General features: G+C 68.9%; 20 protein-coding genes. 6 read left to right on the top strand and 14 right to left on the bottom strand.

All coding sequences use genetic code 11. The features are described 5' to 3' along the window. Positions 1-5: 5 nt before the first annotated feature. Positions 6-1,361, bottom strand: coding sequence for a gluconate:H+ symporter (locus tag AAG688_RS16420; protein WP_411833261.1), 1,356 nt, complete (start codon positions 1,359-1,361; stop codon positions 6-8). A gap of 19 nt (positions 1,362-1,380) precedes the next feature. After that, on the bottom strand, positions 1,381-2,640 hold the full coding sequence (locus AAG688_RS16415; RefSeq protein WP_411833260.1) for an amino acid deaminase: 1,260 nt from the start codon (positions 2,638-2,640) through the stop codon (positions 1,381-1,383). A 183-nt stretch (positions 2,641-2,823) separates the two neighbouring features. Between AAG688_RS16415 and AAG688_RS16410 the strand changes: the two genes are divergently transcribed. Continuing rightward, positions 2,824-5,127 carry an NADP-dependent malic enzyme gene (locus AAG688_RS16410; RefSeq protein ID WP_411833259.1) on the top strand — a complete coding sequence of 768 codons (2,304 nt, stop codon included), beginning with the start codon at positions 2,824-2,826 and terminating at the stop codon, positions 5,125-5,127. Between the two features lie 242 nt (positions 5,128-5,369). On the opposite strand, the gene AAG688_RS16405 is transcribed toward AAG688_RS16410, so the two are convergent. From AAG688_RS16405 to AAG688_RS16390, 4 genes are read right to left on the bottom strand one after another with little or no spacing between them, the layout of a single operon-like run. Next, complete coding sequence (locus AAG688_RS16405) at positions 5,370-5,741, bottom strand: STAS domain-containing protein (protein ID WP_411833258.1); 372 nt, start codon at positions 5,739-5,741, stop codon at positions 5,370-5,372. Beyond that, on the bottom strand, positions 5,738-6,130 hold the full coding sequence (locus tag AAG688_RS16400) for an STAS domain-containing protein (RefSeq protein ID WP_411833257.1): 393 nt from the start codon (positions 6,128-6,130) through the stop codon (positions 5,738-5,740). The genes AAG688_RS16405 and AAG688_RS16400 overlap by 4 nt, the downstream gene beginning before the upstream one ends. Beyond that, positions 6,127-6,561: an ATP-binding protein gene (locus AAG688_RS16395; protein WP_411833256.1), complete on the bottom strand. Its 435-nt coding sequence runs from the start codon at positions 6,559-6,561 to the stop codon at positions 6,127-6,129. The genes AAG688_RS16400 and AAG688_RS16395 overlap by 4 nt, the downstream gene beginning before the upstream one ends. Then, positions 6,546-8,519 carry a SpoIIE family protein phosphatase gene (locus tag AAG688_RS16390; RefSeq protein WP_411833255.1) on the bottom strand — a complete coding sequence of 658 codons (1,974 nt, stop codon included), beginning with the start codon at positions 8,517-8,519 and terminating at the stop codon, positions 6,546-6,548. Before AAG688_RS16390 ends, AAG688_RS16395 begins: the two co-directional genes overlap by 16 nt. A 238-nt stretch (positions 8,520-8,757) precedes the next feature. On the opposite strand from AAG688_RS16390, the gene aceE reads away from it, so the two are divergent. From aceE to AAG688_RS16375, 3 genes are all read left to right on the top strand, one after another. After that, positions 8,758-11,451, top strand: a complete 2,694-nt coding sequence (gene aceE, locus AAG688_RS16385; protein ID WP_411833254.1) for a pyruvate dehydrogenase (acetyl-transferring), homodimeric type — start codon at positions 8,758-8,760, stop codon at positions 11,449-11,451. A gap of 83 nt (positions 11,452-11,534) precedes the next feature. Continuing rightward, a complete protein-coding gene (locus AAG688_RS16380; protein WP_411833253.1) occupies positions 11,535-11,729 on the top strand; it encodes a type II toxin-antitoxin system HicA family toxin in 195 nt (64 codons plus the stop codon). A gap of 5 nt (positions 11,730-11,734) precedes the next feature. Continuing rightward, complete coding sequence (locus tag AAG688_RS16375; protein ID WP_411833252.1) at positions 11,735-11,947, top strand: type II toxin-antitoxin system HicB family antitoxin; 213 nt, start codon at positions 11,735-11,737, stop codon at positions 11,945-11,947. Positions 11,948-12,284: 337 nt separating this feature from the next. Here AAG688_RS16375 and AAG688_RS16370 read toward each other — a convergent pair whose 3' ends face one another. The 5 genes from AAG688_RS16370 to AAG688_RS16350 form a co-directional block, all read right to left on the bottom strand. Continuing rightward, a complete protein-coding gene (locus tag AAG688_RS16370) occupies positions 12,285-12,818 on the bottom strand; it encodes a transposase (RefSeq protein WP_411833251.1) in 534 nt (177 codons plus the stop codon). 34 nt (positions 12,819-12,852) lie between these two features. Continuing rightward, positions 12,853-13,554: a transposase gene (locus AAG688_RS16365; protein WP_411833250.1), complete on the bottom strand. Its 702-nt coding sequence runs from the start codon at positions 13,552-13,554 to the stop codon at positions 12,853-12,855. Positions 13,555-13,684: 130 nt separating this feature from the next. Then, positions 13,685-14,020 carry a hypothetical protein gene (locus AAG688_RS16360; protein ID WP_411833249.1) on the bottom strand — a complete coding sequence of 112 codons (336 nt, stop codon included), beginning with the start codon at positions 14,018-14,020 and terminating at the stop codon, positions 13,685-13,687. Positions 14,021-14,141: 121 nt separating this feature from the next. Then, a complete protein-coding gene (locus tag AAG688_RS16355; protein WP_411833248.1) occupies positions 14,142-14,372 on the bottom strand; it encodes a hypothetical protein in 231 nt (76 codons plus the stop codon). 125 nt (positions 14,373-14,497) lie between these two features. Next, the gene (locus tag AAG688_RS16350; RefSeq protein ID WP_411833247.1) at positions 14,498-15,340 is read right to left on the bottom strand and encodes a class I SAM-dependent methyltransferase; all 843 of its coding nucleotides are present in this window, start codon (positions 15,338-15,340) and stop codon (positions 14,498-14,500) included. Positions 15,341-15,534: 194 nt separating this feature from the next. Here AAG688_RS16350 and AAG688_RS16345 point away from each other — a divergent pair, with 194 nt between their 5' ends. Continuing rightward, a complete protein-coding gene (locus AAG688_RS16345; RefSeq protein ID WP_411833246.1) occupies positions 15,535-15,897 on the top strand; it encodes a hypothetical protein in 363 nt (120 codons plus the stop codon). 58 nt (positions 15,898-15,955) lie between these two features. After that, on the top strand, positions 15,956-16,594 hold the full coding sequence (locus AAG688_RS16340; protein ID WP_411833245.1) for an HD domain-containing protein: 639 nt from the start codon (positions 15,956-15,958) through the stop codon (positions 16,592-16,594). 185 nt (positions 16,595-16,779) lie between these two features. On the opposite strand, the gene AAG688_RS16335 is transcribed toward AAG688_RS16340, so the two are convergent. The 3 genes from AAG688_RS16335 to cls all read right to left on the bottom strand — a co-directional run bounded on the left by AAG688_RS16335 (position 16,780) and on the right by cls (position 23,356). Then, positions 16,780-20,214, bottom strand: a complete 3,435-nt coding sequence (locus tag AAG688_RS16335) for a NahK/ErcS family hybrid sensor histidine kinase/response regulator (RefSeq protein WP_411833244.1) — start codon at positions 20,212-20,214, stop codon at positions 16,780-16,782. Between the two features lie 294 nt (positions 20,215-20,508). After that, positions 20,509-21,885, bottom strand: a complete 1,377-nt coding sequence (locus tag AAG688_RS16330; RefSeq protein WP_411833243.1) for an FAD/NAD(P)-binding protein — start codon at positions 21,883-21,885, stop codon at positions 20,509-20,511. Positions 21,886-21,940: 55 nt separating this feature from the next. Beyond that, the gene (gene cls, locus AAG688_RS16325; RefSeq protein WP_411833242.1) at positions 21,941-23,356 is read right to left on the bottom strand and encodes a cardiolipin synthase; all 1,416 of its coding nucleotides are present in this window, start codon (positions 23,354-23,356) and stop codon (positions 21,941-21,943) included. Between the last annotated feature and the right edge of the window lie 269 nt (positions 23,357-23,625).

Genomic DNA, 23,625 nt, shown 5'->3' with positions numbered 1-23,625 from the left:
CCGTGTCAGAGGATGGCCGCCAGCGCGGCGGTCAGCGCCAGCGCCACCAGCGAGATGATGGTTTCCAGCACCGTCCAGGTCTTGAAGGTCTGGGCCACGCTCATGTTGAAGTATTCCTTCACCAGCCAGAAACCGCCGTCGTTGACGTGCGACAGGATCAGCGCGCCGGCGCCGGTGGCCAGCACCAGCAGTTCCGGGTGCGGGTAGCCGGCGGCCAGCGCGATCGGCGCGACGATGCCGGCGGCGGTGCTCATCGCCACCGTCGCCGAGCCGGTGGCGATGCGCATCATCGCCGCCACCGCCCAGCCCATCATCAGCGGCGACAGCTCGAAGCGCTGCGACAGCGTGGTGATCTCCGCGGCCACGCCGCTCTTGACCAGGATGCCGTTGAGGCCGCCGCCGGCGCCGACCAGCAGCGTGATCGCCGCGGTCGGCGCCAGGCATTCCTGCGAGAACTTCAGGATCTGCTCGCGGTTGAAGCCGCGCATCAGCCCCAGGGTGACGAAGCTCATCAGCGTGGCCAGCAGCAGCGCCACCACCGAGTGGCCGATGAAGCGCAGCGCCTCGTTCAGCATCGTGCCGCGTGCGGCGATCTCGTCGGCCCAGCCGCCCAGCAGCATCAGGCCCACCGGCAACAAGAGCGTGGCGATGGTGATGCCGAAGCCCGGCAGCGCCTCGTCCGGCACGCGCGCGTGGCCCTCGTCCAGCAGCGCGTCTTCCATCGGGTTGTGCGCCGGCAGCCGCACGCGCGGGGCGACGAACCTGGCGAACACCGGGCCGGCCAGCGCCGCGGTCGGCAGGCCGACCACCAGCGCGTAGAACAGCGTGCGGCCGACGTCGGCCCGGTATTCGTGCACCGCCAGCATCGCCGCCGGGTGCGGCGGCACCAGCCCGTGCACCACCGACAGGCCGGCCACCATCGGCAGGCCGACCAGCAGCAGCGGCACGCCGGTGCGGCGGGCGACGTTGAGCACGATCGGGATCAGCAGCACGAAGCCGACCTCGAAGAAGATCGGCAGGCCGATGCAGAACGCGATCAGCATCATCGCCCAGTGCACGTTCTTCGTGCCGAAGCGCGCGATCAGCGTGCGCGCGATGCGCTCGGCGCCGCCGGACTCGGCCATCATCTTGCCCAGCATCGTGCCCAGCGCGACGATCAGCGCGATGTGGCCCAGCGTGCGGCCCACGCCGGCCTCGTAGGCGCCGACGATCTCGCCCGGCGGCAGCCCGGCCACCAGCGCCAGCCCCAGCGCCACCAGGGTGATGGTGATGAACGGATTGAGCCGGTAGCGCGCGATCAGCACGATCAGCGCGATGATCGCCGCGGCGGCGTAGATCAGCAGCGAAGTGCCTGGCGACATGCGTGGGTTCCCGGGCGCTCTAGAAGCAGGTGTGGACCGCGCCGGTCACCCGCCAGTCGTCGTCGACGATCAGCAGGTGCCGCCACTTGTCGAAGGTCAGGCACGGATGCGAGATGTCGAAGCACAGCAGGTCGCCGACGGCGACGTCGTCGCCGGCCTCCACCTGCAGGAAGGCGTGCTGGTCCATCATCGCCGCCAGCCGCCAGTGCGGCGGCGCCGGCCGCGGCGCTTCGCCGCCGGGGCGGTGGTGCAGCACCGGCAGCGGCAGGCCGGCGTCGAACGCCGCGTCGCGCTTGCCCAGCCCGACGATGGCCCGTCCCGGTTCCGGGCGCGACTGCACGCAGGCCCACAAGCGCAGTGCGGGTTGCAGCGAGGAGGCCATGTCGCGCGCGACCGGATTGGCCGCGTGGATGCGCTCGGCCGCCTCGCGGTAGGCGCCGACGTCGTGGGTGAGGTAGCAGCCCGGGCGCAGCAGCACGAGCGCACCCGGATCGCCGGCCAGCGCGCTGAACTCCTCGGCCACCAGGTCGAACCAGGCCGAGCCGGCGCCGGACAGCAGCGCCGGCGTGCGCGCGAACGCGCCGGCCTCGCGCAGGCTCCGCCATTGCGCCACGGTTCGTCGCAGCAGCGCGCGGATGCCGGCCTCGTCCTTCAGCACGCCTTCGTAGACTTCAACCCCGCACAGCGCCAGCGATTGCGGCCAGCGCGCCAGCGCCGCCAGCACGGCCTGCGCCTGGGCGTCGTCGCGCACGCCGGCGCGGCCGCCGTCGACGCCGATTTCCAGCAGCACGCGCAGGACCTGCCCGCGCGCGGCGAAGAACGCGCCCAGCGCATCGGCGTTGGCGGCCGAGTCGACCAGGCAGTAAAACTCGAACGCGGGGTCTTCCAGCAGCGCGGCGACGATCGCCATGTTGGCCTTGCCGACCAGCTGGTTGGCCATCAGCACCCGGCGCACGCCGTGGCGGTAGGCGTCGTGGACCTGCGGCGCGGTCGCCAGGGTGATGCCCCAGGCGCCGGCCTCCAACTGCAGCGCGAACAGCGCCGGGCTCATCGTGGTCTTGCCGTGCGGGGCCAGCGCCATGCCGTAGCGCTCGGCGAACGCGCGCATCCAGGCCAGGTTGTGGCGCAGCGCCGACTCGCGCAGCACCGCCGCTGGCAGGCTCACCTCCTCGTCGAGGATCGAGGCCCCGGCCAGCTGCGCCGGCGTCAGCGGCGCGGTCCCGGCCAGCCCCTTGCCGGCCAGCAGTGGCGCCTCGTCCTGAAATGGATTTTTAACCAAGCGTGGCTCCTGCACGGCGGGCAGGCTCCAGCCGGCCCGGGCGGATATTTACCACAGGGCGGAGCTGGTTTGAAAATTATTTTCTGGAAAAGTGGGCGCAGCCATGCCCACGCGATGGCCCGCGGCGGGCCAAAGCGCGCAACACGCTCTAGAATCGACGGCCAACCCTTCGCATCGCCCTCCATGTCCGAACAAGAAGACTTCAAGCAGGCCGCGCTCGAGTACCACCGCGCCATCCGCCCCGGCAAGATCAAGGTGTCGCCGACCAAGGCGATGCTGACCCAGCGCGACCTCGCGCTGGCCTACTCGCCTGGCGTGGCCTACGCCTGCGAGGCCATCGTCGAGGACCCGCGCGCGGCCAGCGAGATGACCGCGCGCGGCAACCTGGTCGCGGTGGTCACCAACGGCACCGCCGTGCTCGGCCTGGGCAACATCGGCCCGCTGGCTGGCAAGCCGGTGATGGAAGGCAAGGGCGTGCTGTTCCAGAAGTTCGCCGGCATCGACGTGTTCGACATCGAGATCGACGAGCACGACCCGGACAAGCTGGTCGACATCATCGCCTCGCTGGAGCCGACCTTCGGCGGCATCAACCTGGAGGACATCAAGGCGCCGGAGTGCTTCATCGTCGAGCGCAAGCTGCGCGAGCGGATGAACATCCCGGTCTTCCACGACGACCAGCACGGCACCGCGATCATCGTCGGCGCCGCGGTGGTCAACGCGCTGGAAGTGGTCGGCAAGCGCATCGAGGACGTGCGCGTGGCCACCACCGGCGCCGGCGCGGCCGGCATCGCCTGCCTGGACATGCTGGTGGCCCTGGGCGTGCGCCGCGAGAACATCCTCGCCTTCGACCGCGAGGGCGTGATCTACACCGGCCGTCCCAACCTCGACCCGGACAAGGCGCGCTACGCCGCCGACACCGGCAAGCGCTCGCTGGCCGAGATCGTCGAGGGCGCCGACGTGTTCCTGGGCCTGTCGGCCGGCGGCATCCTCAAGGCCGAGATGGTCGCCACGATGGCGCCGCGGCCGATCATCCTGGCGCTGGCCAACCCCAACCCGGAGATCCTGCCGGCCGACGCCAAGGCGGTGCGCCCGGACTGCATCATCGCCACCGGCCGCTCGGACTACCCGAACCAGGTCAACAACGCGCTGTGCTTCCCCTACATCTTCCGCGGCGCGCTCGACGTCGGCGCCACCGTCATCAACGAGGCGATGAAGCTGGCCTGCGTGCACGCCATCGCCAAGCTGGCGCGGCAGGAGGCCTCCGACCTGGGCAGCGCATACGGCGACGAGGTGCCGTGCTTCGGCGCCGACTACCTGATCCCGCGCCCGTTCGACCCGCGCCTGCTGGTGGAAGTGGCCGGCGCGGTGGCGCAGGCGGCGATGGACTCGGGTGTGGCGCTGCGCCCCATCGAGGACATGCGCGGCTACCGCGAGAAGCTCGGCCAGTTCGTCTACCGCACCAGCCTGATGATGAAGCCGGTCTACGACCGCGCGCGCGCCGACAGGAAGCGCGTGGTCTATGCCGAGGGCGAGGAGGAGACCGTGCTGCGCGGCGTGCAGACGGTGGTGGACGAAGGGCTGGCGCGGCCGATCCTGATCGGCCGCCCCGACGTCATCGCCTCGCGCATCGAGCGGCTGGGCCTGCGCCTGCGCGCCGGCATCGACTTCGACCTGACCAACGTCAACGACGACCCGCGCTTCAACGAATACTGGCAGTACTACCACGCGCTGACCTCGCGCCGCGGCGTCACCGTGGCCGCGGCCAAGAACCTGATGCGCTCGCGGCCGACCCTGATCGCCGCGGTGATGGTCGCGCGCGGCGAGGCCGACGCGATGATCACCGGGCTGGTCGGCCGCTTCCACAAGAAGCTCGGCTACGTGCGCAGCGTGATCCCGCTGGATCCGGGCGTGCAGTCGACCTCGGCGATGACCGGCGTGATCAACAACCAGGGCGCGTGGTTCTTCGTCGACACCCACGTGCAGGACGATCCCACTGCCGAGCAGATCGCCGAGGCCACCCTGCAGGCGGCCTACCGGCTCAAGCTGTTCGGCATCGAGCCGCGCATCGCGCTGCTGTCGCATTCCAACTTCGGCAGCCACGAGACGCCGGGGTCGCTGAAGATGCGCCGCGTGCGCGAGCTGCTGCTCAAGCGCAAGCCCGAGCTCAACGTCGACGGCGAGATGCAGGGCGACACCGCCTGGGACGAGGCGCTGCGCCACCGCATCATGCCCGGCAGCACCCTGAGCGGGCGCGCCAACCTGTTCGTGCTGCCCAACCTGGACGCGGCCAACATCGCCTACAACATGGTGCGCGTGGTCACCGACGGCGTGGCCATCGGCCCGATCCTGATGGGCATTTCCAAGCCGGTGCACATCCTGACCACCAGCGCCACCCCGCGCCGGGTGATCAACATGACCGCGATCGCCGCGGTCGATGCGCAGATCCGCCAGCAGATCGAGGCCGAGCGCCACGGCACCGGCAACTGATGCATGGACCCGCCTGTGGGAGCGACGCCCGTCGCGACGGCTTGTCGGTAAGGCTTCGTCGCGACTGACGTCGCTCCCACGGGAACCTGCATGGGATCGGCACGGCTTCAATCGGCCGACCAGACCTGTGCTGGCGGATTCGCGCCATGACAGCAAAAGGCACTGGGTTGACCAGACCGGGCTGTTGAAAGGCGCTTCCGCCTCCGCGTGAATGAAGCGACGGAAGCGGATTGGCCGGTTCGCTAGCGCCCCAGCACGTCCCGCTGCAGCGCATCGATGTAGGCATCGACCTCGGCGCTGCTGGCGAACACCTGCTCCAGCGGCACCGCCTGCACCAGCTCGATGACCCTGCGCACCTGCTCCTGCGCGTGCACCAGCACCACCCGGCCCCGGTGCGGGGCCAGCGCCTTGCGTGCCTTGAGGATGGAGCGGATGCCGGCGCTGCTGATGTAGTGCAGGCCGGCCAGGTCCAGCACCAGCACCGGCGGCCGTTCGGCCAGCAGCGGCGCCAGCCGCGCGTCGAAGGCCTCGTGCGTGTGCGAGTCCAGCCGGCCGTCGAGGACGAGGTACTGGTTGCCGTTGACCGGCGGGTAGATCGCGATGTCCAGGCTCATGGCGCGTCGCCGCCGGCATCGCCCTCGCGCACGCGGCGCTGCAGGGCGTCGAGGTAGGCGTCGGCCTCGGCGGTGGAGGCGAAGATGTCGTTCAGCGGCACCGCCTTGACCATGTCCAGCACGTGCTGGATGTGCGGCCGCGGGTTGACCACCAGCACCTTGCCGCCGTGCTCGACCAGCGCCTTGCGCGCCTTGAGGATGGAGCGGATGCCGGCGCTGCTGATGTACTCCAGGCCGGACAGCTCCAGCACCAGCAGGTGCAGGCGCGGATTGATCAGCGGCGCCAGCGCCTCGTCCAGGTCCTCGTAGGTGTGCGTGTCCAGCCGGCCCTCGAGCAGCACCCGGCGGGTGCCGCGCGCGGCGGGTTCGATCCGGATCTGCAGGCTCATTCGGCCACCTCCGCGTGGGGCGTGCGCAGGCTGACGCTGAGCACGTTGTAGGCGCCGTCGCGGCGGTAGCCGATGTCGTGGGCCAGGTTGCGGATCAGGTAGACGCCCAGCCCGCCGAGCGGGCGCTGCTCGATGTCGGCGTCGAGGCGCGGATCCGGCACCCGGGTCGGATCGAACGGCGCGCCGGTGTCGCGGAACTCCAGCTTCAGCAGCCCGCCGGCGATGGCGATGTCGACCGACAGCTCGTGGTGCCCGCTCGGCGGCACGTCGCCGCCGTGGTCGATGGCGTTGCTGGCCAGTTCCTCGACGATCAGCCGCACGTCGCCGCGCACCTGCGGCTCGATGCCGTGCCGCTGCAGCACCGTTTCCAGCGACGCGTTGAGGTCCTCCAGGCGGGCGTATTCGCCCGGCACGATCAGCCTGATGAGCATGGCGTTTCCTCGTGAGCAAGCGGGGAGGACGCGCGGCGCAGGCGTATCGCCAGCACGGTGACGTCGTCCGACTGGGGGGCAGGATCGGCGAACGCGCGCACCTGCGCAAGCACGTGCGCGCACTGCGCGCCGGCGTCGCGGGCCGGGTCCAGCGCCGCGCGCAGCCGCGCCTCGCCGAAGGCCTCGCCGTGCGGGTCGAATGCCTCGGTGACGCCGTCGGTATAGGCCAGCAGCGTCTGCCCTGGTCGCAGCCGGCCCTCCCACACCGTGAACGCGTCGCTGGCCTCGAAGCCCAGCGGCGGCCCGGCCGCCAGCGGCAGCGTGCGCACGCTGCCGTCGGCCTCGATCAGCCACGGCGATTCGTGGCCGGCGCTGGCCAGCAGGCAGCGGCCGCTGCGCACGTCGATGCTGCCGCACAGCACGGTGGCGAACATGCAGGTCTCGTTGCCCTCGATCAGCCGCCGCGAGGCTTCCATCAGCACCGCCGCCGGCGAGGGCACCGCGTGCGCCATCACCTCCAGCACGGTCACCGTGCGCGCCATGAACAGCGCCGCTGGCACGCCCTTGTCGGAGATGTCGCCGATGGCGAACCACAGCCGGCCGTCGGTCTCGATGAAGCTGTAGAAGTCGCCGCCGACCGCCTTGGCCGGCTGCAGTTGCGCGAACGCCTCCAGCGCGTGGCCGTCGCATTCGAGCACCCGGCCCGGCGGCAGCATCGCCTGCTGGATCTCGCGCCCGATCGCCAGTTCGCTGTCCAGTTTCTGCCGCGCCGCGGCCAGATCGCCGATCTCGCGCAGGTGCCGGCGGATGGCGTCGCTGGCCTGGGCCAGCGTGCGCGCCAGCAGGCCGACCTCGTCCTGGCGATCCTGTTGCGGCACCGCCCGGTCGTACTCGCCGCGGGCCAGCTGCGCGGCCGCTTCCGACAACTGCATCACCGGCCGGCTGATGTGGCCGCCGAGCACGCGCGCCACGACCATGCAGGCCAGCGCCAGCAGCGCGCCGGCGCCGAGCAGCATCCACACCGCGCGCGCCAGCCGCTGCATGATCAGCGCGTGGGACTGCGCCACCAGCAGCGTCCAGCCGCTGCGGCCGATCGGCTCGACCACGGTGTAGTGCGTCTGCCCGCTGCCGGCGTCGGCATGCACGAACTGCACGCGCTCGCCGCGCCGCACCGCCTCGACGGCCGGCATCAAGTCCAGGCGGCCGCTGCGGCGGACGTAGTCCTCCAGGTATTCCTGCCGGGAGACGTCGGCTTCCGCATCCAGCGCCACGGTGCCGGCCGGCGCGACCAGCGACACCCGCCAGCCGGGCAGGTGGGCGAGCGTTTCCAGCGGCCCGGTCAGCCGGTCCAGCGGCACGTCCACGCTGACCATGCCGCGGGTGGCGGCGCCGCGGCCGCGGTCGCGCAGCGGCATGTTGTAGGTGGCCACCCAGGCGTCGCCGGCAAGGGTGCTGCGGTACGGCTCGGACCACCAGCCGCCCGGCGCGGCGACGGTGCGCTGGTACCAGCCGCGATCGCGGTAGGAATGGCCGGCGGCGATGAAGTCGATGCTGCCGCGCGCCGACACGTAGCGGGCGAACGCGGTCTGTCCTTCGCCGCGCGGCTCCAGGATCGCCAGCCCGCCGACTGCGCCCGGCGTGGCGTCGATCATCGCGCGCATGGTCAGCGCCAGCGTCGGGTCGTCGAGGTTGCCGTGGGCGATCAGATCGGCCAGCCCGCGGGTGGTGACGGCGACCCCGGCCAGCGTCGCCTCCAGCCCCTCCGCCGCTTCCTGCGCGTTGGCCCGGGTGTCGCGGCGCGCATCCTCGACGATCGACTGGCGGGCGAACCACACCACCGCCGCCAGCAGCACCAGCAGCAGCCCCAGGTTGAGCGCGCCGGCCCACAGCGCGATGCGCGTGCGCAGGCTGCGCCGCCAGTGCACCGTTCCGATCCGCGCCCGCGCCTGCGTGGACATGCCGATCCCCATCGCTCCCTGCGCCGATAATAGGCTTGCCGCACTGCGACATGCATCCCCGGCCGCGCAGAGGTCTTGCATTGGTGTGGCGGGACTGTCCCGGGACAGCGCCCAATCCCCGCCGAAACAGCCTCCATACGCCTTCGTAGCCACGGCCCGGGCAGGGGCGGTGCGCTACAATTTGCAGTTCCACAGAAACGAAGAATCCGCGCGCGCAGCGCGGCAAACGGGAGCGGCGATGAACTGGTTGAACGAGATGTTGCAGGACGATCCGGATCCGGCGGAGACCCGCGAGTGGATCGAATCGCTGCAAGGGGTGATCAATGCCGACGGCGCGCAGCGCGCCCACCAGCTGCTGCAGGGCATGGTCGAGCTGACCCGCCGCAACGGCGCCTACCTGCCGTTCTCGCCGACCACCGAGTACGTCAACACCATCTCCCCGGCCCATGAGGCCAAGTCGCCCGGCGACGCCGCCATCGAGTGGCGCATCCGCTCGATCATCCGCTGGAACGCGATGGCCACCGTGGTGCGCGCCAACCGCAAGCCCGGCGACCTCGGCGGCCACATCGCCAGCTTCGCCTCGGCGGCCACGCTGTACGACGTCGGCTTCAACCATTTCTGGCGCGCGCCCAGCGACAGTCACCCGGGCGACCTGCTCTACATCCAGGGCCACAGCGCGCCGGGCATCTATGCGCGCTCGTTCCTGGAAGGGCGCATCAGCGAGCAGCAGCTGGACAACTTCCGCATGGAAGTCGACGGCCAGGGCATCTCGTCCTACCCGCATCCGTGGCTGATGCCCGACTACTGGCAGGCCCCGACCGTGTCGATGGGCCTGGGCCCGCTGGGCGCGATCTACCAGGCGCAGTTCATGAAGTACCTGGAGCATCGCGGCCTCATCGAAAAGTCCGACCGCAAGGTGTGGTGCTTCATCGGCGACGGCGAATCCGACGAGCCGGAGACCCTGGGCGCGATCGCGCTGGCCGGCCGCGAAGGGCTGGACAACCTCATCTTCGTGGTCAACTGCAACCTGCAGCGCCTGGACGGCCCGGTGCGCGGCAACGGCAAGATCATCCAGGAGCTGGAAGGCGTGTTCCGCGGCGGCGGCTGGAACGTGATCAAGCTGCTGTGGGGCAGCTACTGGGATCCGCTGCTGGCCCGCGACACCGACGGCGTGCTGCGCAAGCTGATGATGGAGACCGTCGACGGCGAATACCAGAACTGCAAGGCCTTCGGCGGCGCCTACACGCGCGCCAACTTCTTCGGCAAGTACCCGGAGACGGCGGCGATGGTCGCCAACCTGTCCGACGACGACATCTGGCGCCTCAACCGCGGCGGCCACGACCCGCACAAGGTCTACGCGGCCTACCACGAGGCGGTCAACACCAAGGGCATGCCTACCGTGATCCTGGCCAAGACGGTCAAGGGCTACGGCATGGGCTCGGCCGGCGAATCGCTCAACCCGACCCACCAGACCAAGAAGCTCGACGACGACGCCATCCGCACGTTCCGCGATCGCTTCAACATCCCGCTCAGCGACGCGCAGTTGGAATCGGCCGAGCAGGTCCCGTTCTACCATCCCGGCGAGGACTCGCCGGAAGTGCAGTACCTGAAGGAACGCCGCGCCGCGCTCGGCGGCTACCTGCCGCAGCGCCGCGCCAGGGCCAGCGTGTCGGTGGCCGTGCCGGGCCTGGACAAGTACGACCGCCTGCTCAAGGACAGCGGCGAGCGCACCTATTCGACCACGATGGCGTTCGTGCAGAGCCTCAACATCGCCCTGCGCGACAAGGAACTGGGCCCGCGCATCGTGCCGATCGTCGCCGACGAGGCGCGCACCTTCGGCATGGAGGGCATGTTCCGCCAGATCGGCATCTACGCCCCGTTCGGGCAGAAGTACAAGCCGGTCGACGCCGACCAACTGATGTACTACCGCGAGGACCAGTCCGGCCAGGTGCTCCAGCAGGGCATCAGCGAGCCGGGGGCGATCGCCTCGTGGATGGCGGCCGGCACCAGCTATTCGGTCAGCGACGTGCCGATGCTGCCGTTCTACATCTACTACTCGATGTTCGGCTTCCAGCGCGTCGGCGACATCGCCTGGCAGGCGGCCGACATGCGCACCCGCGGCTTCCTGCTCGGCGGCACCGCCGGCCGCACCACGCTCAACGGCGAAGGCTTGCAGCACGAGGACGGCCACAGCCACCTGCTGGCTGGCGCCATCCCCAACTGCCGCAGCTACGACCCGACCTTCGGCTACGAGGTCACCGTCATCCTCCAGCACGGCATGCAGCGGATGATGGCCGAGCAGGTCGACGAGTACTACTACGTCACCCTGATGAACGAGAACTACGCGCACCCGGAAATGCCGGCCGGCGCGGAGGAAGGCATCATCAAGGGCATGTACCTGCTCAAGGACGCCGGCAAGCCCAAGAAGGGCGAACTGCGCGTGCAACTGCTGGGCAGCGGCACCATCCTGCGCGAGGCCATCGCCGCGGCCGAACTGCTGGACAAGGACTTCGGCGTCTCCGCCGACATCTGGTCCTGCCCCAGCTTCAACGAACTGCGCCGCGACGGCTTCGACGCCGAACGCTGGAACCGCTTCAACCCCGAGGCCAAGGCCCCGCGCAAGGCCTACGTCACCGAACTGCTGGAAGGCCGCCAGGGCCCGGCCATCGCCGCCACCGACTACGTGCGCGGCTTCGCCGACCAGATCCGCGCCTTCGTGCCGATGGCCTACACCGTGCTGGGCACCGACGGCTTCGGCCGCAGCGACACCCGCGCCAACCTGCGGCGCTTCTTCGAGGTGGATCGCTACTACATCGCCCACGCCGCCATCGCGGCGCTGGCGAAGGAGGGCAAGATGACCGGGAAGGACGTGGCGCGGGCGATCAAGCAGTACAAGATCGATCCGGAGAAGGCGAATCCGGTTGGGGTTTGAGGATCTCTTCCCTCCCCCTATGTGGGGGGAGGGGTTGGGGTGGGGGCCTTCCCTCACTTGTATCGGTATCGCAAGGATGCGATATGCCACCGAAAATCCGCGATATCCTCGACCTGCTCAAGCACGACGGCTGGATCGAAGTCGCCGTGCGCGGCAGCCATCGCCAGTTCAAGCATCCGGTAAAGCCAGGCCGCGTGACAGTCCCCGGCAAACCGGGCGATGATGTGCCGCCGGGCACCCTGAACAGCATCTTCAAGCAGGCCGGACTCAGGAGGTGATCGCCATGCGCTATGCCGTTGTCATCGAGAAAGCCGAGTCAAACTATGCAGCCTATGTGCCCGACCTGCCGGGCTGCGTCACGACGGGGGCGACCGTCGAAGAAGTGGAAGCAAACATCCGCGAGGCCATCGAACTGCATCTGGCCGGCCTGCGCGAGGATGGGCAGCCAATTCCGGAGCCCTGCAGTTCCGTCGAATATGTGGATATCGCAGCGTAGCGGAAATGAGGCGATCATCGCGCGCTGGTCCAAAGAGGGTGCGCTATTGAGCTGCCCTTGCACAAGATCCTGCCCGCCATGAGTAACCCTTCCATGAGGTTCCTCCTGATGGGAAACAGGGAAACAGGGGTCGGAAACAGGGGTCAGAGTGCACTTTCCTTTACTTTCGCCGGCCTTCCGAGCTTGGCGGGACCGACGCGTCGGCCCAGTTGACGCTCGATAGCGGTGCGGAACCGGTCGTTGCCGAGTGCATGCTGGCGTTGCAGGGTAAGGCGGATGGCTTCTGTTTCGCCGGCATCCACTCCGGACATGACGAGTTCGCGAAAGGAAACAGGGGTCAGAGTGCACTTTCCTTTACTTTCGCGGGCCTTCCGAGCTTGGCGGGACCGACGCTTCGGCCCAGTTGACGCTCGATAGCGGTGCGGAACCGGTCGTTGCCGAGTGCATGCTGGCGTTGCAGGGTAAGGCGGATGGCTTCTGTTTCGCCGGCATCCACTCCGGACATGACGAGTTCGCGAAAGGCCGCGCAACGGCCTTGTTCGGTCGCGGCGAGTGCTAGATAGCAGGCATGCGGATGGACCAGTAGATCAGGTTCTCCGCGGGCATTGGCGCGATGGCTCGACCAGCGATAATCCATAGGATCCGCGACCATGCCGGCACGGACAGGATTGAGTTCGATGTACCGGCAGCAGCGCAATAGGTACTCGCCGCCGTCGACCAAGCAGGACTTGTAACGCCCTTCCCACAGGGTGCCTGTGCGGTGGTAGCGATCGTTGACGTAGCGCACATAGCGCCGGCCGAGTGACTGCATCAATTGCGCGACACGTCCAACGTGGCTGGCGGTCATCAGCAGATGGACATGGTTCGTCATCAGCACATAGGCGTGGATCTGACGGAAACAGGGGTCAGAGTGCACTTTCCTTTACTTTCGCCGGCCTTCCGAGCTTGGCGGGACCGACGCGTCGGCCCAGTTGACGCTCGATAGCGGCGCGGAACCGGTCGTTGCCGAGTGCATGCTGGCGTTGCAGGGTAAGGCGGATGGCTTCTGTTTCGCCGGCATCCACTCCGGACATGACGAGTTCGCGAAAGGCCGCGCAACGGCCTTGTTCGGTCGTGGCGAGTGCTAGATAGCAGGCATGCGGATGGACCAGTAGATCAGGTTCTCCGCGGGCATTGGCGCGATGGCTCGACCAGCGATAATCCATAGGATCCGCGACCATGCCGGCACGGACAGGATTGAGTTCGATGTACCGGCAGCAGCGCAATAGGTACTCGCCGCCGTCGACCAAGCAGGACTTGTAACGCCCTTCCCACAGGGTGCCTGTGCGGTGGTAGCGATCGTTGACGTAGCGCACATAGCGCCGGCCGAGTGACTGCATCAATTGCGCGACACGTCCAACGTGGCTGGCGGTCATCAGCAGATGGACATGGTTCGTCATCAGCACATAGGCGTGGATCTGACAGCCGATCTTGAGGGCGAGCTCACGCAGGTCCTGCAGGTAACGTTGCCGATCAATGTCGGTAAAGAAGCAGGGTTGGCGGTCATTGCCGCGCTGGACAACGTGTTGGGGAATACCGGGTAGGTCTAGACGTGGTTGACGAGGCATCGGTGCCGTCCGGGCAGGGGAACCGCATGCAAGCATTGCGTGTTACGCCATCCTTGGAGATCGGGACTTGCCGCCAGTGGCTGTAGGAAAAGTGCACTCTGACCCCGGTTTTGCATGCTGTCCGATGGAGTCATTGAGCTCGCGAATCAATGCCCAACCTGGCATGCAACTCCCGCTCTGCAGCAGCATTGATCGCCGGCCAATTGCGCTTGCCATCCAAACGGGCGACGGCTGCCGGCTCCATTTCGGTGAAGAACAGATCCGCATGCTTCCATGATCGCGCCGGCGCGGGTACGAACACGCCGGCGATCTGGCCGTTGAAGCCCTGGCTGCGATCCACGCGGCCGTGCATGTCCAGGCGGCCGTACAGCGGTTTGGCCGAGTAGTAGCCCAACAGCCTGCGGTCATCGGAACGCAGCGCGTGGAAGTCGTCCCGGTGCAGCGGGTAGCGGAACCAGTGACGCATGCGCGGCACCGCCTCCGGCAGTAGCCGTGGATCCAGCGAGCGCGGCAAGACGCTTCGCTTCATGGTCTTCCCCGGGTTGGCAGACCGGGACAGGCATCGGCCTGGATGGCCGCTTTGCCGATCACGTCCCGCCGAAGCCCGGGCTCGACTGGGCGGCGGCGCGTACCGGTTCGGTTTCCAGCGTTTCCTCGCTGCGGCGCGGGTCGCCGTGGGGCGGGGTGGTGCCGCCATCGTCCAGGCGGCTGCGCGCGCTGGGCGCGTCGGTCTGCGCGGCGTTGCGCTTGCTGCGTTGCCAGGCCTGATAGGCCAGATAACCCAGTGCGCCGGCGGCCACGATCTTGAACAGGGGCATGGGAATCTCCGTGGAAAGGGCAGTCCAAGGATGTGCCCGTGGGGGTGAGTCGGACGTGATGTGTGGCGGCGCGGATCAGCAGTGGCTGAGTTGCAGGACGCGCCTGGCAGCGCGCCCCGTGCGAATCAACGCCTGCTCGCCAGCACGCCGTCCAGCGCAAGCTGCGGCCTGAACCCGGCCTTTTCCAGCCGCCTGGCCACCTCGCGCGGAACGTCGCGGCCGCTGGTGAGCTTGTTGGGACTGCCGGTGTAGTGGAACAGCTTGCCGCCCCGGCGCAGGACGCGGGCGAGCTGGTCGTAGAACGCCTGCGAATACAGTTCGCCGGCGATGCCGAAGCGCGGTGGGTCGTGCAGGGCGGCGTCCATCGAGGCATCCGGCAACTGCACAATGGCACGGGAGACGTCGGCGTGGAGCAGGTGCAGGCGGCCGCCAGTTTCCGGCGCGCCGGGGTCGGGCGACCACGGATTGAGCGTGCGCAGCCACAGCACGTCGGCGTTCTTCTCGAACGAATGGAGGCGCGCCACGCCGGCATCGAGGCAGCAGGCGGCGAAGTAGCCCAGGCCGCCGCAGGTGTCGAGCACGGTCTTGCCGCGCGGTTCGATCAGCGCCACCTTGCGGCGCGCATCGTCGATCGGCGAGGCGGCGGCGGTCGGCAGCATCTTGATGCCGTCGATTTCGAAGGTCGGCGCACCCCACTCGGTCGGCACCAGCTTGATCAACGATCCGGAGTAGCGCGAGATCGGCATCCAGTCCTCGCCGTCGAACCAGTAGAGGGTGCGATCCTTGAGCCTGCCGGGATAGGGATAGGCGGCACCGCGCCATGTCCAGTGATCGGCGGCCAGCGTGGCGGAGCCTTCGCTGCGGCCCAGGTCCAGCGAAACGGTCCAGGCGTCGTCGCCGGCCTGCCGCGCGGCGAGCAGCGATTCGGCGGTGATGCGGGTCAGCAGCGGGCCGGTGTGGTGGGACACGTGGGGACGGGCGGAATCCGGGGAGGCGCGCATCGTAACCGACGGCGATCCACGTAGGTGAAGGAAAACAGGAGGAAATGCCGGGTTTTTCCCAAAGCCGGATCCGGCCGCGACTCTGCTGGCTGCTATCGCGTATTGATGCAGTCTCAACTGCTGCGAACCCAAGGGCGGATGATGGCCCCAAAGGAGGAATCATGCTCGCATACGAAGTCATGATCTGGCGTGCCGGAGATGCCGACAAGGAGCGCCCGTGGGAGTTGTGCGTGGCAAACTGGATGACGGGCGTCTTTGGTCTGGACTGGTTGCAGGATCTCGAAAAGACCGGATTGGTGGAAGGATGGGCGGGGAACGGATACCCGTATCGATTCCGGATTCAAGTGGGGACGCTTCTGGAAAGCCTGGCCGATGGGCTGCCGGGCAATGCGAGCCCGCCGATCCACGGTGAGGACTACTTTCTCCCGGCCGGCTTCAATGGGAGCCTGAAACTCGATCTGCAGAAGCTCCGCAGTTGTCCCGTGGATGAGTGGCTTGACGGCGAAGCCTGGGACCAGAGTTGATTCGCGCAGGATTCATCGCCAGCCATCGGCTTCAACACACTTCAGATAAGGAGATGCAATGACGCGACTTACCCCAAGATTCACGGAAGCCATCGAATATGCACGCATGGCCCATGATGGGCAGATTCAGAAAGGCACCCGCATCCCCTACCTCGCCCATCTGCTGGGTGTGGCAAGCCTGGTGCTGGAGTTCGGAGGAAGCGAGGACCAGGCCATTGCCGGATTGCTTCATGACGTCGTGGAGGATCGCGGCCTTGAGCATGAACCGATAATCCGCGAAAGGTTTGGTGATGCGGTAGCCGACATGGTCATGGACTGCACGGATGGCAGTGCGGAACAAAAGATCGCGGCCGATACGCCGGAGGCCAAGAAAGCGGACTGGTGGAAGCGCAAGCTGGATTATCTGCAACACCTGCACCAGGAGCCGGAGGCATCGCTGCTGGTTGGAGGATGCGACAAGCTGTACAACGCCCGCTGCATCGTGCGTGACCTGAAGGACCCCTCCGTGGGAACCACGGTGTTCGATAGGTTCACGGCGGGACGTGAAGGAACGCTTTGCTACTACGAATCCATATCGCGGGTGCTGATCCACCGGAAAGCACCCACCGCCGAAATATTCGAGGGTGTCGTGGCGCAGATGCACGAGCTTGCGGGTGAAAAATCAAGATTGCCGCTTGAACATGCCGTGCAGGCATGAGTCCGTGCAGGAGCATCATCGGTCCTGATCTCCGGCTGTCCTGAAAATCAGGATGAGAAACAGTAATCCTGGGACAATCCATGCCTGGCAGGGATGGGTACGAGCCGGATAGCCGATTCACCGATATCCACTACCCCGCCGCTCAACCCGCTGGAGTCACCGGGAGTGTGATCGCCCGGCCTGCCTCACGCCTCCACCGGATCGTGGTAGGCCGCCAGGAACGCGCGCAACGAAGCCGGCTTCACCGGCTTGGTCAGCAGCCGGTAACCGCGCGCGCGCGCCTGCTGCTTGAGTTCGTCGCGGCCGTCGGCGGTCAGCAGCGCGCCGGCGATGGGGCCCTGGCAGGCGTTACGCAGGGCGTCCAGCGTCTCCAGGCCGTCCAGCCGGTCGTGCAGGTGGTAGTCGACCAGCATCACCGCCGGCGCCAGCGCGATCTTCTCCAGCGCCTCGTCCACGGTGCTGGCGGTGATCACCTCGACCTGCCAGCGGCCGAGCAACGCGCGCATGCCGTCGAGGATTTCGTGGTCGTTGTCCACGCACAGCACGCGCAGGCCGGCCAGCGAATCGGTGGCCGGCGCGGCGCGGCGCGGCGCGCGGTGCTCGACGGCGGCCGCGCGCGGCACCATGATGGAGAACATGCTGCCGTGCCCGACGCGGCTGCGCGCGTCCAACTCGTGTGCGAGCAGGCGCGAGATGCGCTGGCAGATCGACAGGCCCAGTCCCAGTCCCTGCTCGCCCCAGTCGAACGGCTGCTGGAAGCGGTGGAACTCGTCGTAGATCTGCCGCATGTGGTTTTCCGGGATGCCCGGGCCGCTGTCCCACACCTGCAGCGAAACATTGCCGCCGCGCACGCGCATGCCCAGCACGATGCGGCCCTGGCGGGTGTAGCGCAGCGCGTTGGCGAGGAAGTTCTGCAGCACCCGCCGCAGCAGCCGGCGATCGCTGCGCACCGGCATCGTGCGCGCGTGCACGCGCAGGTCCAGGCCGCGCCCGGCGGCCACCGGCGCGTATTGCGCGGCCAGTTCGCGCAGCAGTTCGCCGGCGTTGAAGTCGCTGATCTCGGCGTGCAGGTTGCCGGCGTCCAGCCGCGACACGTCGAGCAGGCCGTCGAGCAGTTCCTCGGCCGCGCGCAGCGAGGCGTCGACGCGTTCGGCCAGATGGCGCTGCTCGTCGCCCTCGCTGTCGCGCAGGGCCGAGACGAACAGCCGCGCGGCGTTGAGCGGCTGCAGCACGTCGTGGCTGATCGCGGCCAGGAAGCGGGTCTTGGACTGCTGCGCGGTCTCGGCCACCAGGCTGCGCTCGGCCACGCGCTGCTCCAGCGTCTCGTTGGCCTCGCGCAGCGCGATCTCGGCGCGCTTGAAGTCGGTGATGTCGTTGTAACTGGTGACGTAGCCGCCGCCGGGCAGCGGCTGGCCGCGCATTTCGATCACCTGGCCGTCGGCGCGCACGCGCTCGTACACGTGCGGGGTGCCGGCGCGCATGTGGCCGATGCGCCGCTCCACCTGCTCCTCCACGCTGCCCATGCCGATCAGCTCGCCGCGCTCGGCGTTGTAGCGGATCAGGTCGGCGACCGGGCGGCCGACGTAGAGCATGCCCTCGGGATAGCCGAACAGCTGCTGGTAGCGCCGGTTCCACGCGACCAGGCGCATGTCCGGGTCGACCACGCTGACGCCGGAGCTGATGTTCTCCAGCGTGGTGGAGAGGATCTCGCGGTTGAAGCGCAGTTCCTGCCCGGCCTCGTCCAGCACCGCCACCACCTCGCCCAGTTCCATGCCCGAGCCGCGCAGCACGCTGGTCAGCACGATGCGCGCCGACGCCGCGCCGATGGCCGCGGCCAGCAGGCGTTCGGTGAACTGCACCCAGGCGCGGTCGGCGGTGACGTTGGGCAACAGTTCCACGTCCATCGCCTGCGCCTGCTCGACGAAGGCGCGGCGCGCATGCCGCTCGCCGACCACGCGCTCGGCCAGCGTGAGCAGATCGCCCACGCGCACGTTGCCGGGCCACTCGCCGGCCGACAGCGCCGGCCGCTGCGCGTAGGGATCCAGGAACGGCGCGGCGCGCAGCCGCTCGTCCATGCCGGGCCGCCAGCGCGCCGACACGATCATCATCGCGCCGGTGTTGACCAGCAGCGACCAGAACGTGCCGTGGGTCAGCGCGTCCCAGCCGCTGAGGCCGAACAGCTGCTGCGGCCGCAGCCAGGAAATGCCGAACGGCCCGGCGTGCAGCCAGTCCGGATCGAACCAGCCGGCCTGGGTCATGGTCGGCAGCAGCAGGGTATAGATCCAGGTGGCGAAGCCGAGCAGCATGCCGACCTCGACGCCGCGCCGGCTGCTGCCGCGCCAGTACAGCCCGCCGATCATCGCCGGCGCAAACTGCGCCACCGCCGCGAACGCCATCAACCCGTACGAGGCCAGCGTGCTGTCGTTGCTGCTGCCGCGGTAGTAGGCGTAGGCGGTCACCGCCAGCAGCGCGATCACCAGCCGGCGTATCCACAGCACGCGCGAGGCGACGTCGGCCTCGGCATGCGGCTGCGCCCAGCCGCGGCGCAGCATCAGCGGCATCACCAGGTCGTTGCTGACCATCGTCGCCAGCGCGATGCTGGCCACGATCACCATGCCGGTGGCGGCCGAGAAGCCGCCGACGTAGGCCACCAGCGCCAGCACGTTGCTGCCCTCCACCAGCGGCAGCGACAGGATGATGCTGTCGTCGGCCACGCCGCTGCCGATGCCGAAGCGCGCCACCCCGGCCGCGGCGATCGGCACCACCATCAGCGAGATCAGCGCCAGGTAGCCGCTGAACAGCCAGCGCGCCTTGCGGATGTCGCCGACGTCGCTGCATTCGACCACCGCCACGTGGAACTGCCGCGGCAGGCAGAAGATCGCCAGGAACGCCAGCATGGTCTGGCCGATGAAGCCGACCGGCGGCGCGTTCTCGAACAGCGTGCGCGCCGAATCGGCCACCGCGATGTCGTGCTTGCCCAGCCACAGCCAGGCGAACACGCCGACCGCGATCATCGCCACCAGCTTGACCATCGACTCCAGCGCGATGGCCAGCATCATGCCGTGGTGGTGCTCGGTCGCATCGACCTGGCGGGTGCCGAACAGCGCGGCGAACAGCGCCATCAGCAGCGCCACGTACAGCGCCGGGTCGGAGAAGAAACCGTAGGTGCCGCCGGCCTGCCCGGTCAGCACGCTCAGGCTCATCGCCACCGCCTTGTACTGCAGCGCCAGGTACGGCACCACGCCGATCAGCGCGATCACCGTCACCAGCGCCGCCAGCCGGCGCGAGCGGCCGTAGCGCGAGGAGATGAAGTCGGCGATGGAAACGGTGTTCTCGTTGCGCGCGATCAGCGCCAGCCGTTCGATGATGCGCCAGCCGAACAGCAGCAGCAGCACCGGGCCAAGGTAGATGGGCAGGTAGCCCAGGCCGTTGCGCACCGCGCTGCCGACCGCGCCGTAGAACGTCCACGACGAGCAGTACACCGCCAGCGCCAGGCTGTAGACCAGCGGCCGCAGCCAGGGCCGATCCGGATACATCGGCCGGCGATCGCCGTACCACGCCACGCCGAATAGCAGCGCGGCATAGGCCAGCGACACCAGCAGCAGGATCCAGCTCGACACGTGCTCGGCTACCCTCGCTCCCGCGGAGGCGGCCAGTGTACTGCGTGCGGCGCATGCCACCGCGCCGGGCCGGATTCATTCCTCATGGGGAAATCCCCGGCATTGCCGAGGGGACTCGCAAGGTTCGACTTTCATGGCAGTTGCTTTTTAGCCCCTCTCCCGGCGGGAGAGGGGTTGGGGTGAGGGTACCGCGGAGTGGCGATGATTCGGCTGCGGTGACTTCGCCATCCCCTCGTCCGCCCTTCGGGCACCTTCTCCCGGAGGAAGAAGGAACGGCAGAATTGCCCGCGATGCCTACTCCGCCAGCATCAGCCGTGCGACGGTTTCGGCCTGGCCGCGCAGTTCGGGGATGGCGATGCTTTCCCACAGGCAGCCGATGCGCAGGCTGCCCAGCGTGGCCAGGCGTGGCTGGGCGCGCCCGCCCGCGTCGATCAGGCAGCCATCGGCCGCGGTCTTCAGGCCGATGCCGTGCGGGCCGGGCTGCGCATGGCCCTTGCCGATCACATCGTCCAGCAGCGGATTGCGCATGCTCTGCGCGCGCATCTCCACGCCGGTGGCGTTGATCACGCGCTCGACGTCGAGCGTGCGCCCGCCTCCGTCGCGGCTGCGCAGCGACACGCGCACGCAGCGCCCGGCCTGCAGCACGGTGTCGAGGCGGCCGCGGTGCAGCTGCAGTTGTCCCCGCGCCCGCATCGCCTGCAGTCGTTCGTGCACCTGCGGCGCGATGCGGTGGCGGTGCACGTCCCAGCCGCGCACGGCATGGCGCAGGAAGCGCCGCTGGTCGTCCGGCGACAGCGACTGCCACAGGCGCTGGCCCAGCGGCCGGATGCGTTCCATCACCGCCTGCCAGGGCAACCCCCGTGCCTCGGCCTGCGCCGCCAGCGCGCGCAGGTGGCGCATGCGCCGGCGCAGGTCCATGCCCGGCAGCGCCTCGGCATCGAAATCGGCCACCGCGTGCGGTGCGTGCGGCAGCGGCAGCAGCGCATGGCGGGAGATCACGTGGAGGGCGGCGGTGTGGCCGTTGTCAGCCAGGCTCAGCGCCGCATCGACCATGCTCAGGCCGGAGCCGACGATGACCACCGGCGCCGTGCGCGGGATGCGCTTGACCGCATCGAAATCCCAGGCGCCCAGCAACAGCTCCGCCGGCACCGCGGCGGTGCCGCGCGAGGGCAGCGGCCTGGGCCGGTTGCCCACCGCCAGGGTCGCGCGGCGGCAGTGCAGGGCGGCGCCGTCCTCCAGTTGTAGGCGGTAGCCATCACCGGCATCGTCCAGCGCGACGACGCGCTGCCGGATTACCTCCAGCGTCGCGACGGCGGCCTGCCGTGCCTGCCGCAGGCGCTCCTGCAGGTAGCGCGCGTACAGGCGGCGTTCGAGGTAGGCATGGCCCAGCGCCTGGCGATCAGGCGCGCCCGGCAAGGCGGACAGGGCGAAATCGAGGAAGTCCTCCGGCGCATCGTCGAAACCGCTCATCCGCCGCGCCGGCACGTTGAGCAGGTGCTCGGCATGCGCGGTCGCATAGGCCGCGCCGTGCCCCAGCGAGGGATTGGGTTCCAGCAGGACGATGCGCAGCGGTTGCCGCGCCTGCCTCAGCAGGTGGATGGCCACCAGCACGCCGCTGGCGCCGCCGCCGACGATGGCGATGTCGTAGCCGGGAATCGAAGCCGTTCGCATGCCGTCGATTGTAGGCGATGGCGCCGGCCGGCCCGTTCGCGGCGCGGATGGCGGTTCACATCAGGGTGTCGGCCAGCCGCGCGATGCCTTCGCGGCTGCGCCGCCAGGCCGGGCGCATGCGCCACTGCGCCGGATCCAGCGCGCGGCTGTGGCGCAGGTAGTCGGCTTCTATCTCGCGCATGCGCGCGACGACGCCGCGGTCGTAGCAGATCAGGCCGATCTCGGCGTTGAGCGCGAACGAGCGGATGTCCAGGTTGATCGAGCCCAGCAGCGCGATGCCGTCGTCCACGCTCATGTGCTTGGCGTGCAGGAAGTGCGGCTCGTACAGCGCGATGCGCACGCCGCAGGCCAGCAGGTCGTCGTAGTACGACTCCTGCGCCCACGAGGTCAGCCGCTTGTTGTTGCCGGCCGACAGGATCAGTTGCACCTCCACGCCGGACAGCGCGGCGATGCGCAGCGCCGCCAGCGTGGCGTCGTCGGGCACGAAGTACGGCGTGGTCAGCACGATCCGGCGCCGCGCCAGGTGGATCAGCGCGTTGACGGTGTCGCGCGCGTTCTCGTACGGATAGGCCGGCCCGCTGGGCAGCAATTGCGTCGCCACGTCGTCGGCGTGCACCGGGCAGTCGTGCTGGTAGGGCAGGCGCTGCCCGGTCTCGATGTACCAGTCGCCGGCGAACACCGCCTCCAGGTGCGAGACCACCGGTCCCTGCACGCGCGCGACCAGTTCGCGGTTGGGCAGGCCGGGCACGAACACCGCATCGGCCAGGTTCTGCGAGCCGACGTGGCCGCAACGGCCGTCGATCACCGCCAGCTTGCGGTGGTTGCGCAGGTCCATGCGCCCGCTGCGCCGCCAGCGCAATCCGCCCGGCAGCAACTCGTGCACTTCCACCCCGGCCTGGCGCAGCGGCCTGCGATAGCGCCGCAGGCCGCGCCGCGCGCCGACCGCGTCCAGCAGCAGCCGGCAGCACACGCCGCGCGCGGCCGCCCGGCACAGCGCCGCGGTCACCGCATCGCCGACCGCGTCGTCGAACATCAGGTAGTACAGCAGGTGCACCTGCTCGCGGGCCTGGTCGATGTCGGCCAGCAACGCGTCGATCGCGGCCTGGTAGTCGTCCAGCAGCGCCACCGCGTTGCCGTGGGTGGGCATGAACGCGCCCTGGCGCTCGACCAGCGGCGCCATCTCGAACGCCGCGCCGCCGTCGGGCGTCCAGCGCAGCGCGCGCAAAGGCAACTGCTCCTCGCGGACTACCTCGCTGACCTGCGCCTGCCGTTGCACGCGCCGGCGCGACAGCCAGGGGTGGCCCAGCAGCAGGTACAGCGGCAGGCCCAGCAGCGGGATGAAACCCACCAGCAGCAGCCAGCTGCGCGCCGCCGCCGGGCGGGTACGGCTGGGAATCCACAGCAGCGCGCCGATCCGGATGACCCAGTCCACGATCAGCAGCACGGTGGCGGGCGACCAGTCCGGGGTCATCGTGGGGGCGCGAGGGCGGGCATCGGGCGATGATGCGGCGGGCAGGCGCAAAGCGGAAGCGGCGAGGGAATGGCGATTGCGCGGATGCCGGCGCTTGCCTGCGAAATCCAGGAAGCCGTCATCCCCGCGAAGGCGGGGTTCCAGTGGCTTGCTGGCCATTGAAAGCGAAAGCCCCGGATGACCGGTATGCGGCGGTTGGAAAGCGCTTCCCGCCTGCGCGGGGATGACGCAAAGGCAAAGGCATTCGCGCTCGCGCGAATGCTCCGTGA

This window comes from Pseudoxanthomonas mexicana (genome assembly GCF_046736355.1).
In the GTDB taxonomy this organism is placed as follows: Bacteria; Pseudomonadota; Gammaproteobacteria; order Xanthomonadales; family Xanthomonadaceae; genus Pseudoxanthomonas_A; species Pseudoxanthomonas_A mexicana_B.
This window is presented reverse-complemented; position numbering and strand designations above follow the sequence as displayed.

Bases quoted from the DNA above. Each gene is read 5' to 3' on its own strand.
- AAG688_RS16340 (WP_411833245.1), top strand. From the start codon at position 15,956: ATGACGCGACTTACCCCAAGATTCACGGAAGCCATCGAATATGCACGC.
- AAG688_RS16380 (WP_411833253.1), top strand. From the start codon at position 11,535: ATGCCACCGAAAATCCGCGATATCCTCGACCTGCTCAAGCACGACGGC.
- AAG688_RS16345 (WP_411833246.1), top strand. From the start codon at position 15,535: ATGCTCGCATACGAAGTCATGATCTGGCGTGCCGGAGATGCCGACAAG.
- AAG688_RS16370 (WP_411833251.1), bottom strand. From the start codon at position 12,818: ATGACGAACCATGTCCATCTGCTGATGACCGCCAGCCACGTTGGACGT.
- cls (WP_411833242.1), bottom strand. From the start codon at position 23,356: ATGACCCCGGACTGGTCGCCCGCCACCGTGCTGCTGATCGTGGACTGG.
- AAG688_RS16400 (WP_411833257.1), bottom strand. From the start codon at position 6,130: ATGAGCCTGCAGATCCGGATCGAACCCGCCGCGCGCGGCACCCGCCGG.
- AAG688_RS16410 (WP_411833259.1), top strand. From the start codon at position 2,824: ATGTCCGAACAAGAAGACTTCAAGCAGGCCGCGCTCGAGTACCACCGC.
- AAG688_RS16375 (WP_411833252.1), top strand. From the start codon at position 11,735: ATGCGCTATGCCGTTGTCATCGAGAAAGCCGAGTCAAACTATGCAGCC.
- AAG688_RS16395 (WP_411833256.1), bottom strand. From the start codon at position 6,561: ATGCTCATCAGGCTGATCGTGCCGGGCGAATACGCCCGCCTGGAGGAC.
- AAG688_RS16360 (WP_411833249.1), bottom strand. From the start codon at position 14,020: ATGCGTCACTGGTTCCGCTACCCGCTGCACCGGGACGACTTCCACGCG.
- AAG688_RS16330 (WP_411833243.1), bottom strand. From the start codon at position 21,885: ATGCGAACGGCTTCGATTCCCGGCTACGACATCGCCATCGTCGGCGGC.
- AAG688_RS16405 (WP_411833258.1), bottom strand. From the start codon at position 5,741: ATGAGCCTGGACATCGCGATCTACCCGCCGGTCAACGGCAACCAGTAC.
- AAG688_RS16355 (WP_411833248.1), bottom strand. From the start codon at position 14,372: ATGCCCCTGTTCAAGATCGTGGCCGCCGGCGCACTGGGTTATCTGGCC.
- AAG688_RS16420 (WP_411833261.1), bottom strand. From the start codon at position 1,361: ATGTCGCCAGGCACTTCGCTGCTGATCTACGCCGCCGCGGCGATCATC.
- aceE (WP_411833254.1), top strand. From the start codon at position 8,758: ATGAACTGGTTGAACGAGATGTTGCAGGACGATCCGGATCCGGCGGAG.
- AAG688_RS16390 (WP_411833255.1), bottom strand. From the start codon at position 8,519: ATGTCCACGCAGGCGCGGGCGCGGATCGGAACGGTGCACTGGCGGCGC.
- AAG688_RS16365 (WP_411833250.1), bottom strand. From the start codon at position 13,554: ATGCCTCGTCAACCACGTCTAGACCTACCCGGTATTCCCCAACACGTT.